The sequence below is a fragment of the Kitasatospora sp. NPDC007106 genome, assembly GCF_040634455.1.
Lineage (GTDB): Bacteria > Actinomycetota > Actinomycetes > Streptomycetales > Streptomycetaceae > Kitasatospora > Kitasatospora arboriphila.
Genome location: NZ_JBEYFP010000132.1, coordinates 1 through 12,643 on the forward strand (window position 1 = coordinate 1; position 12,643 = coordinate 12,643).

Sequence of the window (12,643 nt, forward strand, 5' to 3'; positions counted from 1 at the left end):
GCCGTTCCAGTGGAAGGCGGGTCCGGAGTCGCGCCAGAAGAACTGCAGGGTGTCCCGGGCCCGGGCGATGAGTTCGAGGTTGCCCGGGGACCCGTAGTTGCTCTGGATCATGGTGAGGGCGTCGACCCGGCCCAGCTCCTGGCCGAACTGGGTCGGCTCGCCCCAGGGCAGGTTCGGGTCGTCGTTGTTGCGCCACAGGAAGTCGATGCCGTCGTAGGCCGAGGGCACGGTGAGCTCGAAGTTGCCGTTGAGGCCGAACCGGCCCTGGAGCAGCGCGGGGTTGCCCGCCACGTTGGTGGCCCAGCCGAGGTGGCTCGGCGTCCGCGGGCAGAGCGCGAAGGTGTTGGCCCGCATGAGGCAGTCGACGCCGTCCGCCGCGCAGTTCTCGCAGTTGCTGTTGGGGGTGCCGAACCGGCCCCAGCTGCCGCCGCAGTCGCACCCGCTGGCGGCGTACTCGTCGGGGCAGCCGAAGATGTGCCCGGTCTCGTGGGCGAACACCCGGTCGATGTTGTCCGGGCCCCAGCCGTCGTTGGCGTAGTTCATGACGATCCGCGGACCGCCGATGGACGCGTACGCGAAGTGCACCAGCGGGTACTTGGTGAAGAAGCCGCAGTAGGTCCACCGCGTGCCGAAGCGGTTGCGGATGTCGTTGACGTAGGACACCACGCCGTTCCAGTCGGCGCTGTAGCCGAGCGCCCCCATGGCGGGGTCGCGCCACAGCGCCTCCAGGTCGGCGGCGCCCGGGTCGGCCGCGGTGTCGATCCGCACGATCTGGATGTCGTAGGTGAAGGTGATCCCGGCGGCCGGGTTGGTGGTCGAGTACCAGCTGAGGCCGTTCTGGACCTCGGCCACCACCTTGGTGCGCTCGGCCTCGGTGAACTGCAGGTCGGCCGTCGGCCCCTCGACGATCACGATGCCGACGGCGACGCTGCCCTCCAGGTAGGAGCTGGTGGGGGCGGGTGCCGGGGCACCGGCGAAGCCGGGGGCGCCGAGGTCGACCTCGGGGGTGGGGACGACGGTGGTGCAGGATCCGAGGGAGGTCCAGAGCTCGCCGTCGCGCGGGCGGGCCCGCTTCACCGCGCGATAGGTCGGGGTCTCGCGCAGTCTCAGCGCCTTGACGCCCAGTGCCTCCACCTGGGTCATCAGCGGCAGCTCGTCGTCCGGGACCTCGGTGGCGCCGTTGCTCCCGCCGGTGGGCTGGACGACGTTGACGCGGCCGTAGCGGTGCAGCACCGGGGTCGCCTCGGGGAGGGCGGTCTGCGGATCGGGGGGTGCCGGGGGCGCCTCACGGGCGTCCATCACGGCGAGTTCGTGGATGTTCAGGTCGCCGGCCATGGCTTGGCTCCTGTTCGCATGTTCGGGTGGGTTGCGTGCGGAGGGGGCCGGCCGGACGCCGTGCCGTCACCGGAGACCTGGGGGCTCGCTCCGGGAGTACGGGCGCCCTGCCGACGCCGGGAGGGTTCCCCCTGCTGTCATGCGCATATCGTGAAAAAAGGGGCGCAAAGGGAGCATTCGGAACATTGCCGTGCGCCTCTCCGGGCGGGCCGGGGGCAGGAAGGGGCGCGTACCGGCCCCGGACGGGCAGGGCGCGCACCACGGGAAAGGGCGAGGCCCGGGCGCCCCCGCGAAGGGGCCGCCCGGGCCTCCACATCTGCCGGCCGCCCCCACCCAGGGCCGTCCGGCCTTCGCACTCCCGACCCCCATCGGGCTGCGACGGCGCCGCTGCAGCCATCCCCCACGGTTGGGTGCGGCGGGCACGTGAACCATCCTGCGCGGCGTCCATGGACGGGCAGTGACAGGAGTATGTCGAGTTCTTGACGTTCTGCCCTGCTGTGTGCCGTCCGCCCCGCCCGGTGCACGGGGTGTCCGGGGGCGGCGCGGCGTAGGCTGGACACCCCCGGGGCGTTCCGCGTGCCGGGCCGTTCGCGTTGCCCGGCCGACCGCTCGGCGCCGGGCCCTCCAGCCGTGGAGCCAACAAGCATGAGCCTGTCCGGACTGCTCGATGTCGTCGTTCGGGACGCCGCCCTCGCCGAGGCGATCGAAGCGGCGGCCACGGGCCACAGGCAGCACCTCGACCTCGTCGGACCGCCGGCCGCGCGGCCGTTCGCCGTCGCCGCGCTGGCCCGCTCGCTGGCCGCGAAGGCCGGCGAGAGCGGCCGTCCGGTGCTCGCCGTCACCGCCACCGGCCGGGAGGCCGAGGACCTCGCGGCCAGCCTGCGCTCGCTGCTGCCCGCCGACGCCGTCGCAGAGTTCCCGGCCTGGGAGACCCTGCCGCACGAGCGGCTCTCCCCGCGCTCGGACACCGTCGGCCGCCGCCTCGCGGTGCTGCGCCGGATCGTCCACCCGCGGGCCGACGACGCGGCGGCCGGGCCGGTGCAGGTGATCGTGGCGCCCGTCCGCTCGGTGCTGCAGCCGCAGGTGAAGGGGCTGGCCGAGCTGGAGCCGGTGGCGCTGCAGCGCGGCGAGCAGCACGACCTGGACGCCGTCGCGCACCGGCTGGCCGCGGCCGCCTACGCCCGGGTGGAACTGGTCGAGAAGCGCGGCGAGTTCGCGGTGCGCGGCGGCATCCTGGACGTCTTCCCGCCGACCGAGGAACACCCGCTGCGGGTGGAGTTCTGGGGCGACGACGTCGAGGAGATCCGCTACTTCAAGGTGGCCGACCAGCGCTCGCTGGAGATCGCCGAGCACGGGCTGTGGGCCCCGCCCTGCCGTGAGCTGCTGCTGACCGACGAGGTGCGGGCACGGGCCGCCGAGCTGGCCGTCCGGCAACCGGGGCTGGTGGAGATCCTGGACAAGATCGCCGAGGGCATCGCGGTCGAGGGCATGGAGTCGCTCGCGCCCGTCCTGGTGGACGACATGGAACTGCTGCTGGACGTGCTGCCCAAGGGCTCGATCGCGGTGGTCTGCGACCCGGAGCGGGTCCGCACCCGGGCGGCCGACCTGGTCGCGACCAGCCACGAGTTCCTGCAGGCGTCCTGGGTGGCCGCGGCCTCCGGCGGCGACCGGCCGATCGACGTCGAGGAGATCGACGTCTCGGCGGCCTCGCTGTGGTCCCTGGCGGACGTCCGCGAGCACGCCGCGGAGATCGGGCTGCCGTGGTGGTCGGTCAGCCCGTTCGCCACCAGCGACTCCACGGTCAGCGGCATCCTCGAGTTCGACGCGGACACCCTGACGCTGGGGATGCACGCCGTCGAGGCGTACCGCGGCGACACCGCCCGGGCCATCGCCGACGCCAAGGAGCGGCTGAACGCCGACTGGCGGGTCGTCATGGTGACGGAGGGCCACGGCCCGGCCTCCCGGCTCGCCGAGGTGCTCTCCGGCGAGGGCATCCCGGCCCGGCTGGTCGCCGACCTCGCCGAGGCGCCGACCCGCGACGTCGTGTACGTCTCCTGCGGCTCGATCGAGCACGGCTTCGTCGACGAGGCGCTGAAGCTCACCGTCGTCACCGAGACCGACCTGTCCGGGCAGCGCTCCTCCACCAAGGACATGCGCCGGATGCCGTCCCGGCGCCGCAACGCCATCGACCCGCTCGCGCTGACCGCCGGCGACTTCGTGGTGCACGAGCAGCACGGCGTCGGCAAGTACGTGGAGATGGTGCAGCGCACCGTGCAGGGCGCCACCCGCGAGTACCTGGTGCTGGAGTACGCGCCCGCCAAGCGCGGCCACCCCGGCGACCGGCTGTTCGTGCCGTCCGACCAGCTCGACCAGGTCACCAAGTACGTCGGCGGCGAGGCACCGACCCTGCACCGGCTCGGCGGCGCGGACTGGGCGAAGACCAAGCAGCGCGCCAAGAAGGCGGTCAGGGAGATCGCCGCCGACCTGATCAAGCTGTACTCGGCCCGGATGGCGGCCCCCGGCCACGCCTTCGGCCCGGACACCCCGTGGCAGCGCGAACTGGAGGACGCCTTCCCGTACGCGGAGACCCCGGACCAGCTGACCACCATCGGCGAGGTCAAGGCCGACATGGAGAAGTCCGTCCCGATGGACCGGCTGATCTGCGGCGACGTCGGCTACGGCAAGACCGAGATCGCGGTGCGCGCGGCCTTCAAGGCGGTGCAGGACGGCAAGCAGGTCGCGGTGCTGGTGCCGACCACCCTGCTCGTCCAGCAGCACTTCTCGACCTTCGCCGAGCGGTACGCCAACTTCCCGGTGAACGTGAAGGCGCTCTCCCGGTTCCAGACCGACAGCGAGGCGAAGGCCGTCCTGGAGGGCCTCTACGAGGGCTCGGTGGACGTGGTCATCGGCACCCACCGGCTGTTCTCCTCGGAGACCCGCTTCAAGGACCTCGGCCTGGTCATCGTCGACGAGGAGCAGCGCTTCGGCGTCGAGCACAAGGAGCAGCTGAAGAAGCTCCGGGCCAACGTGGACGTGCTGACCATGTCGGCCACGCCGATCCCGCGCACCCTGGAGATGGCCGTCACCGGCATCCGCGAGATGTCCACCATCACCACCCCGCCGGAGGAGCGGCACCCGGTGCTGACCTTCGTCGGCCCGTACGACGAGAAGCAGATCGCCGCCGCCGTCCGTCGTGAACTCCTGCGCGAGGGCCAGGTGTTCTACATCCACAACCGGGTCGAGTCGATCGACAAGGCGGCCGCCCGGCTGAAGGACCTCGTCCCCGAGGCGCGGGTCGCCACCGCGCACGGACAGATGGGCGAGACCCAGCTGGAGAAGGTCGTCGTCGACTTCTGGGAGAAGGAGTTCGACGTCCTGGTGTCGACGACGATCGTCGAGTCCGGCATCGACATCTCCAACGCCAACACCCTGATCGTGGAGCGCGGCGACACCTTCGGCCTCTCCCAGCTGCACCAGCTGCGCGGCCGCGTCGGCCGCGGCCGGGAGCGCGGCTACGCCTACATGCTGTACCCGCCGGAGAAGCCGCTCACCGAGACCGCCCACGAGCGGCTCGCCACCATCGCCCAGCACACCGAGATGGGCGCCGGCATGTACGTCGCCATGAAGGACCTGGAGATCCGCGGCGCCGGCAACCTGCTCGGCGGCGAGCAGTCCGGCCACATCGCCGGCGTCGGCTTCGACCTCTACATGCGGATGGTCGGCGAGGCGGTGGCGGAGTTCCGGGAGTCGCTGGAGAGCGGCGGCGAGCCGGAGGAGGAGCCGCTGGAGGTGAAGATCGAGCTGCCGGTCGACGCCCACGTGCCGCACGACTACGCCCCCGGCGAGCGCCTGCGGCTGCAGGCCTACCGCTCGATCGCGGCGGTCAACTCGGAGGAGGACATCGTCCACGTCCGGGAGGAGCTCACCGACCGCTACGGCAAGCTGCCGGAGCCGGTGGAGAACCTGCTGATGGTGGCGGGCCTCAGGTTGTACGCCCGGCGGTGCGGCATCGCCGACATCACCCTGCAGGGCAACTTCGTCCGCTTCGGGCCGGTGGAACTGCGCGAATCGCAGCAGCTGCGGCTGAACCGGCTCTACCCGCGCACCCAGATCAAGGCGACCACCTCGCAGCTGCTGGTGCCGCGGCCGGTGAGCGGCGGCCGGATCGGCGGCAAGCCGCTGCTCGGCCGTGAACTCCTCGCCTGGAGCACGGAGTTCCTCACCACCATGTTCGACGACCTGGCGGGCGCGAAGCGCTGACGCCCCGCCGCGGACGGACCGGCCGGCCCCGGCGGGCCGGTCCGTCCGCGATCACGGCAGGTCGCACGGGCCGAGCGGCGGTCGCGAGAGGAAGTGCGGCGCGGCCAGGTGGAGCTGTACCACCTCGACCGCGACGTACACCGCGGAGAGGCCGAGCAGTACCCGCAGCCCGATCGCCGCGCGTCGGCTCCGTGCTGCCTCCGGCAGCCTCCCGGCCGCCACCAGGTGGTGGCACAGTGCGAGGGCGGCGGCGCCCGCCGGCAGGCCGGCCAGGCCGACGACCCGGGCCGTGACGGGGATTCCAGGGTCGGGGTCGCACGCCGCCACCGCGCGGTGGCCGATGCGCTGGGCGGCGAGGTGCAGGGAGCAGACGAGCCCGGCCGCCACGAGGACGAGGACCGTGTGCAGCGCGCGCCGCTGTCCGTACCGGCGGTCGGCAAGGCGGCCGGTGCGGGCGGCCGCGGTCACAGGCACCTCGCGTGGTGCGGGCCGATGTGGGGGAGGAGAGCGTGCAGCGTCATCGCCTCGGCGGCGAGGCACAGCACCCCGACGGTGACCATCGTCTGCAGCAGCGGTACCAGCAGGGGCTGTTCGCCCGGCAGACCCCGGGTGCCCGTCCGCAGCAGGACCGGGATGACGGCGAGGGCGCCGCCGCCGAGCACCACCCCGGCCCAGGCGGCAGCCAGCGCGGCAGCGGGCAGCCCGGGGCTGTCGAGGCACGCCGCCAGTGGCGCAGTCACGAACCGGCGGTCCGCGGCCTCGGCGCAGAGCGAGCAGGCGAGCCCCAGCAGGACAGAGGCGGTGAGCAGGACCGCCAGGCGGTTCCACCTTCGGGAGCGCTCGGCGGTTGCGGTGTGCGTCATGGGTCGGCCCCCGTCCGGTGCGACGGGAACGTCGCGCACCTTCAGGACCCTGGCCTTCGGCTCCGTCACAGGGCCGGCGGAGCCGGTCGCCCGAGACCGGAGCAGGCGCTGTCCTGGTGGCCGGTCCGCAGGTCGGCCGTGCGGACGCCCTCCGCCTGGAACAGCACGCCGGCCACGGCCAGCGGCAGCATCGCGCAGAGCAGGGCGTGCCCGGCACCCACCGGGTGGGAACGGGCACGGAAGACCACCGCCAGCAGCCATCCGCCCCAGAGGGCGGCGGTGGCGCCCGCGGCGAGTGCCGTCCAGGCCAGCGGCAGCACGTACCACGGGGCTCCCGGGCTGTCGTGGCACCGGGAGACCACGGCCCGTACGGCGCTGTCCGACGTGAACGCGGGGACGGTGCAGGCCCAGCCCGCGAGCATCAGCAGAAGGGGGCCGCGGGCTCGGGTCCGCAACGGCGGTGCGTGACGGCTCGCCATGCGGGAGGCGATGCCTCACCGCTCCGCCGGGGCCCGGTCGGCGGCCGCCGAATCCCGCGGTGTCCCGGTGCGGACGTGGATGTCGTTCACAGTTCCCCCTTTGCCGCCGTGCCGCCGGCGACGGCACATGCGGTCCCGATCCTGACGGGGCGGGGTGGCAACGCGAGGCCGGAGCGGTGCCTCGTCGGCGAACTGTCGCAGGATCAGGACCGGGATGTGACCCGGTCAGGCGAGCTTCCACTGGCCGGTCTGGTCGGCCATGCCGCTGTCCAGGGTGAACTGGACCTTGTCGAGGACGGCGTCCTTGGGCACCTCGAAGGTCAGGAAGCCGAGGCCGCTCTCGCCGGGGGCGATGTTCACCGAGCCGGAGAAGCCCTGGCCGGCCTTGGTGTCGTAGAGGCTGGTGGTGAAGGACTGGCCCTGGGCGTCCAGCAGCTTGGCGCTGTTGGCGGGGGCGTCGCTGTAGGCCTTGCCGGTGGGCTTGATCCGGAACTGGACGGAGACGAAGCGCTTGCCGTCGGCGGGCTTGCTGAACTCGTCCTCGCCCTCGGCGTTGTCGACCACCTTGACCACGGTGACGTCGGCGGTGGTGGTCTTCTCGAAGCCCTTGAGCGCGATGGTGTCGCCGACCTTGGCGGGCGCCGCGGCGGCGGGCTTGGCGGCGCCGCCGGCGGAGGCCGGTGCGCCGGCGGCGGGCTTCTTGGCCTCGGTGGAGACCGAGGAGTCGCCGGTGTTGCAGGCGGTGGCGCCCAGCGCGACCAGCGAGGCGGCGAGCAGGGCGGCGGCGGAGCGGCGGGCGGTGCTGCGGTTCATGGCGTGAACTCCCAACGGTGGCTGGTTGATTCGCCGCGGCTGCGGGCCGTTTCGGCGATGACCAGATCACACCATGAGCTGTGAACGCTGTCAACGGCGATTCATGAAACACCTCTGTTCACGTGTGAACGATGGCGGGTTAACGCATGGCTATGCTGGGCGGTCACACGCGCGCCGTGGACGGCAGCACCGCCTCCTCCGGCCCCGCCCGCCGCCCGACCGAGGAGCCCCGATGCCGGACCGTCCCGAGGTGACCGCCGTCGAGATCGCCCGCCTGGCCGGGGTCGGACGGGCCGCCGTGAGCAACTGGCGCCGCCGCCACCCCGACTTCCCGCAGCCCGCCGGCGGCACCGACACCAGCCCGACCTTCCGCCTCGACGAGGTGGAGCACTGGCTCCGCAGCCAGGGCAAGATCGCCGAACTGCCCCTGCTGGAACGCGTCCGGCAGCAGCTGGAGACCCTCCGCGACCCGGACGGCCACCCGGCCGCGCCCCTGATCGCCGCCGGCGCCCTGCTGCTGCAACTGCACCGCGACCCCGCCGGCTGGCAGGCCCTGCGCGAGGAGCCCGACACCCGGCTCGCCACCGCACTGCCCCGCCTGCTGCAGCACACCGCGCAGACCGCGCTCGGCCCGGACGGCGCCGCTCTCCTCGCCCTGCCCCGGCTGGCCGGCGCCACCTACCTCGACCTCGTCCGGATGCTCGAACGGCTCGCCGCCGAGCACGGCCCCACCGGCGCGTACGAGCACCTGCTCGCCCGGCACGGCGAGGCCGCCGCCCGGCCGAGCACCGCCACCCCGCCCGAGGCCGCCGCGCTGCTGGCCGAGCTGGCCGCCCCGGCCGACCCGGACGGTCCCCTCGACGCGGGCGGCACCCCGCACACCGTCCTCGACCCGGCCTGCGGACTCGGCGCCCTGCTGCTCGCCGCCGGCCCCGGCGCCGACCGCCGAGGCCAGGACCTCGACCCGGTGCACACCGCCCTCGCCCTGCTGCGGCTCGCCCTCCACACCCCGCCCGGCACGCCGGGCCCGCTCGCCCTCGACCTCCGCCCCGGCGACTCGCTCCGGGCCGACGCCCACCCCGGCCTCGCCGCCGACGCCGTGCTCTGCCAGCCGCCCTACAACGAGCGCGACTGGGGCCACGACGAGCTCCAGTACGACTCCCGCTGGCCCGGCGGGCTCGTCCCGCCGCGCGGCGAGTCCGAACTCGCCTGGGTGCTGCACTGCCTCGCGCACACCCGCCCCGGCGGACTCGCCGCCCTGCTGCTGCCGCCCACCGTCGCCTCCCGCCGGGCCGGCCGCCGGATCCGCGCCGAACTCGTCCGCTCCGGCGCGCTGCGCGCCGTCGTCGCCCTGCCCGCCGGCACCGCCCCGCCGTACGGCGTCCCGCTGCACCTGTGGCTGCTGCGCGGCCCCCGCCCGGGCGACGACTTCCGCCGCGTCCTGCTGCTCGACGCCGCCGCGGCCCACCCCGCCGCCGAGGGCGGCCGCGACCGGGTCGACTGGCCCGCCCTGCACCGCACCGTCCTCGACACCTGGCGGGCCTTCGACGCCGCCGCCCGCACCGGCGCACCGCTGCCCGCCGACCGGCCCGGTGTCCACAGCGCGGCGCCCGCCCTCGACCTGCTCGACGACGAGACCGACCTCTCGCCGGCCCGCCACCTGCCCGCCGCGGCCCCGGACGGCGGCGCGGCCGCCCTGCACCACCTGCAGGCCCGGCTCGCGGAGCTGCTGGCCGGCCCGGCCGACCCGGCGGCCGCCCTGCCCGCCGTCTCCGACACCCCGTCACCCGCCGCCGCGCCGCTGGTGACCGTCGGCGAACTCGCCCGTGCCGGCGCCCTGGAGGTGCACTCCAGCGGCCAGGGCGTGCTGCCGGCCGCGTCCGGCGACGGCCCGCCCGGCATCCCCGTCCTCACCGACCAGGACCTGCTCACCGGCGCCGCCCCCACCGCCACCGCGCCGGCCGGCGGCACCCCGCTCACCACCCGCCCCGGCGACGTCCTCGTCCCCGCCCTCGGCGGCGGCACCGCCCGGGTGGTGCGGGCCGGCGACCCGCTGGACGGCGTCGCCCTCGGGCCCCGCCTGCACCTGCTGCGCCCCGACCCGGCCCAGCTCGACCCGGACTTCCTGGCGGGCGTGCTGCGGGCCACCGGCAGCGCCCGCCGGGCCAGCAGCTACGCCTCCACCACCACCCGGCTGGACGTCCGCCGGGTGGAGCTGCCGAGGGTCCCGCCCGAGCGCCAGCGCGCACTCGGCGCGGCCTTCCGCCGGATCGCTGACTTCGAGGCCGCCCTCGACCGGGCCGCCGCCCTCGGCCGCAGCCTCGCCCAGGGGCTCACCGACGGCCTGGCCGCAGGCGGTCTGACGGAGCGGTAGCGCCCGTCCGGGCGGGCCTGACCGTACGTCGGGCGGGGCGGGTGCGCCACGGGGCGGAAAGGCCCTGCTGGGTCGGGCGGTGTGACGGTACGGTGTGCGACACACCCTCGACCCCGCACAGGAGCGCCCATGTCCGGCCCCCTGTACGGGCAGCCAGCGCCCAGCGCCGGCGGCCCGTTCAGCCTGCTCCACAGGATCCTCGTCTGCCTGGTGCCGCTGCTGACCTTCGGTCTGCTCGGCATGACGCCGTCGGTCCTGCTCGCCGCGCGCCGCCGCCGGGCCGTGGACGTGCTCGGCGCGGTGTTCTTCGGGCTCGTCCAGCTGACCATGTACGTCGTCCTCGGCCTCTCGCCGAAGGAGACCACCGGCACCTGGTACGCCGACGTGACCGGGCTGACCGCGATCGTGCTCTGGATCGGCGCGCCCGCCCACTTCCTGATCATGGACAGTGCGGCGATCTGGGGCCGCGGGAAGGACGCCGCCCCCACCCCGTGGCCGCCACAGGGACTCCTGCTGCCGAGCCCCTACCCGCCCGGCGCCCCCACCCGGACGGGTCCGGTCCAGCAGGCCCCGGCGTACTACCAGCCGCAGCAGCACCAGCCGCAGCCGCAACAGCACCAGCCGCCCTACCAGCCGCAGCAGACCGCGCCCGCCCCGCACCCGCCCACCGTCCGGGCCGCCCCCGGCAGCGACGACCTGCAGCAGCTCGGTGAACTGCTGCGCCGGCAGGCCGGGGACGGCCGGCCGTGACCGGAGCGCGGGTCGTCGACGGCCGCTACCGGCTCACCGAGAAGATCGGCCACGGCGGCATGGGCCAGGTCTGGGCCAGCCACGACCAACGGCTCGACCGCCGGGTCGCCGTCAAGCTGCTCCGCACCGACCTGCTCGGCCCCGAGGACGCCACCCGCAGCCGCGGCGACGAACTGCGCCGCCGCTTCCTGCGGGAGAGCCGGATCAGCGCCGCCCTCGACCACCCCGGGCTGGTCACCGTCTTCGACGCCGGCACCGACGGCGGCGAGCTCTACCTCGTCATGCAGCAGGTGCCCGGCGTCAGCCTCGCCGACCTGCTCGCCGAGGACGGCCCGCTGACCGTCGACCGCGCCGTCGCCACCGCCGCCCAGCTCTGCTCCGCGCTCGCCGCCGTGCACGCCGTGCCGGTCGTCCACCGCGACCTGAAGCCCAGCAACGTGATGCTCCGTCCGGACGGCCGGACCGTCCTGCTGGACCTCGGCATCGCCACCGCCCTCGACCCGGACGCCACCCGGCTCACCCTCACCGGCACCCCGATCGGCAGCCCCGCCTACATGGCCCCCGAGCAGGCCCTCGCCGCCGGCGTCGACCCCCGCAGCGACCTCTACGCGCTCGGCTGCCTGCTGCACGAGATGCTCACCGGCGACGCCCCGTTCACCGCCCCCACCGCCCTCGGCGTGCTGCGCCGGCACGTGGACGAGCCGCCGCCCCCGCTGCGCGAGCTGCGCCCCGACGTCCCGGCCGCCCTGGAGCACCTCGTCCTCGCGCTGCTCGCCAAGCAGCCCGCCGACCGCCCCGCCGACGCCCAGCAGGTCCACGCGGTGCTGCTGCCGCTGCTCCCCGGGCCGTCCGCCGGACCGCAGCCGCCCTACGGCCCGCTGCCCGACCCGGCCCGCCCCTTCCGACACCCGCACCACCCGGCCCCCGCCCGCACCGCCGCCCCCGCCCCCGCACGGCTGACACTGCCGGCCCCGGCAACCCCGGCCGACCCGGTCCCCGTGCTGATGGCGGCCGTCCCGCCGCAGGCCGCCGAGCCGGACGAGGACCTCGCCGCCGACTGCGCCAGGCTCTCCGACCTGGTCGCCGCCCGGCGCCACACCGAGGTCGTCGACCTCGCCGCCGGACTGCTGCCCCGGATCGCCGCCGCCCAGGGCGACGGCGCCCCGCTGCTGCACACCGTCCGGACCATCCGCGCCCGCACCCTGCTGGAGGAGGGGCGCGCCGAGGAGGCGCTCGCCGAGTACCGGGTGCTCGCCGCCGCCACCGCCGCCGAGCGCGGCCCCTACGACCCGGCGGCGCTCGACCACCGGCAGCGCGCCGCCGACTGCCTGGAACGCCTCGGCCGCGCCGGCGAGGCGCTCGCCGAGTACCGGGCGCTCACCGCGGCCCTGCAGCCCGACTCCGACCGGGCGCTGGAGGTCCGCGAGCGCACCGGCCGGCTGCTCACCGCCGCCGGGGACCACGACGGGGCCTGGCACACCCTGCTCGAACTCCTGCTGGACACCGAGCGCCGCCGCGGCCCGCACCACGCCGACGTCCGTCGGCTGCGGGCGCTGCTCGACCGGATCGGCGCCCTGCGCACCGCCACCCCGCTGCCCGGCGCGACCCCGCGGGCGGCCCCCACGCCGCCCCCCGCGCGGCCCGCCGGGCCGCCGGGCGCCGGACGGCCCGACCCGCGGCGGGTCGGCCCGGCCTCCGTTCGGGAGAGGACACGTCTGAACGCCAGTCCCCACTCCTCGTATCGGGTATGCCGGCTGCTGCGTGGACAC

At 75.1% G+C, this 12,643-nt stretch carries 9 protein-coding genes; 4 read left to right on the forward strand and 5 right to left on the reverse strand.

Annotated elements, in window-relative coordinates; all coding sequences use genetic code 11:
* Window positions 1-1,335: hypothetical protein (locus ABZ641_RS14225; RefSeq protein ID WP_359981746.1), on the reverse strand; the 1,335-nt coding region annotated here is incomplete at its 3' end.
* A 645-nt stretch (window positions 1,336-1,980) separates the two neighbouring features.
* Here ABZ641_RS14225 and mfd point away from each other — a divergent pair.
* Window positions 1,981-5,595 (forward strand): transcription-repair coupling factor, encoded by a 3,615-nt coding sequence (gene mfd, locus ABZ641_RS14230; protein ID WP_359981748.1) that lies wholly within the window; start codon window positions 1,981-1,983, stop codon window positions 5,593-5,595.
* Between the two features lie 51 nt (window positions 5,596-5,646).
* Here mfd and ABZ641_RS14235 read toward each other — a convergent pair whose 3' ends face one another.
* From ABZ641_RS14235 to ABZ641_RS14250, 4 genes are all read right to left on the reverse strand, one after another.
* Window positions 5,647-6,063, reverse strand: coding sequence for a hypothetical protein (locus ABZ641_RS14235; protein ID WP_359981750.1), 417 nt, complete (start codon window positions 6,061-6,063; stop codon window positions 5,647-5,649).
* A complete protein-coding gene (locus ABZ641_RS14240; RefSeq protein WP_359981753.1) occupies window positions 6,060-6,458 on the reverse strand; it encodes a hypothetical protein in 399 nt (132 codons plus the stop codon). The genes ABZ641_RS14235 and ABZ641_RS14240 overlap by 4 nt, the downstream gene beginning before the upstream one ends.
* Before the next feature lie 65 nt (window positions 6,459-6,523).
* Window positions 6,524-6,880: a hypothetical protein gene (locus tag ABZ641_RS14245; RefSeq protein WP_359981756.1), complete on the reverse strand. Its 357-nt coding sequence runs from the start codon at window positions 6,878-6,880 to the stop codon at window positions 6,524-6,526.
* Window positions 6,881-7,162: 282 nt separating this feature from the next.
* Window positions 7,163-7,750: a DUF4352 domain-containing protein gene (locus ABZ641_RS14250; protein ID WP_344626830.1), complete on the reverse strand. Its 588-nt coding sequence runs from the start codon at window positions 7,748-7,750 to the stop codon at window positions 7,163-7,165.
* 232 nt (window positions 7,751-7,982) lie between these two features.
* Here ABZ641_RS14250 and ABZ641_RS14255 point away from each other — a divergent pair, with 232 nt between their 5' ends.
* The 3 genes from ABZ641_RS14255 to ABZ641_RS14265 all read left to right on the forward strand — a co-directional run.
* The gene (locus tag ABZ641_RS14255) at window positions 7,983-10,124 is read left to right on the forward strand and encodes an N-6 DNA methylase (protein WP_359981759.1); all 2,142 of its coding nucleotides are present in this window, start codon (window positions 7,983-7,985) and stop codon (window positions 10,122-10,124) included.
* Window positions 10,125-10,253: 129 nt separating this feature from the next.
* Window positions 10,254-10,874 (forward strand): hypothetical protein, encoded by a 621-nt coding sequence (locus ABZ641_RS14260; protein ID WP_359981761.1) that lies wholly within the window; start codon window positions 10,254-10,256, stop codon window positions 10,872-10,874.
* Window positions 10,871-12,643, forward strand: a 1,773-nt coding sequence (locus tag ABZ641_RS14265) for a protein kinase (protein ID WP_359981764.1), incomplete at its 3' end; no start/stop codon positions are given. The genes ABZ641_RS14260 and ABZ641_RS14265, both read left to right, overlap by 4 nt.

Excerpts from the sequence above, each read along its gene's own strand:
- mfd (WP_359981748.1), top strand. The coding sequence starts at position 1,981 with ATGAGCCTGTCCGGACTGCTCGATGTCGTCGTTCGGGACGCCGCCCTC.
- ABZ641_RS14240 (WP_359981753.1), bottom strand. The coding sequence starts at position 6,458 with ATGACGCACACCGCAACCGCCGAGCGCTCCCGAAGGTGGAACCGCCTG.
- ABZ641_RS14245 (WP_359981756.1), bottom strand. The coding sequence starts at position 6,880 with ATGCTCGCGGGCTGGGCCTGCACCGTCCCCGCGTTCACGTCGGACAGC.
- ABZ641_RS14250 (WP_344626830.1), bottom strand. The coding sequence starts at position 7,750 with ATGAACCGCAGCACCGCCCGCCGCTCCGCCGCCGCCCTGCTCGCCGCC.
- ABZ641_RS14255 (WP_359981759.1), top strand. The coding sequence starts at position 7,983 with ATGCCGGACCGTCCCGAGGTGACCGCCGTCGAGATCGCCCGCCTGGCC.
- ABZ641_RS14260 (WP_359981761.1), top strand. The coding sequence starts at position 10,254 with ATGTCCGGCCCCCTGTACGGGCAGCCAGCGCCCAGCGCCGGCGGCCCG.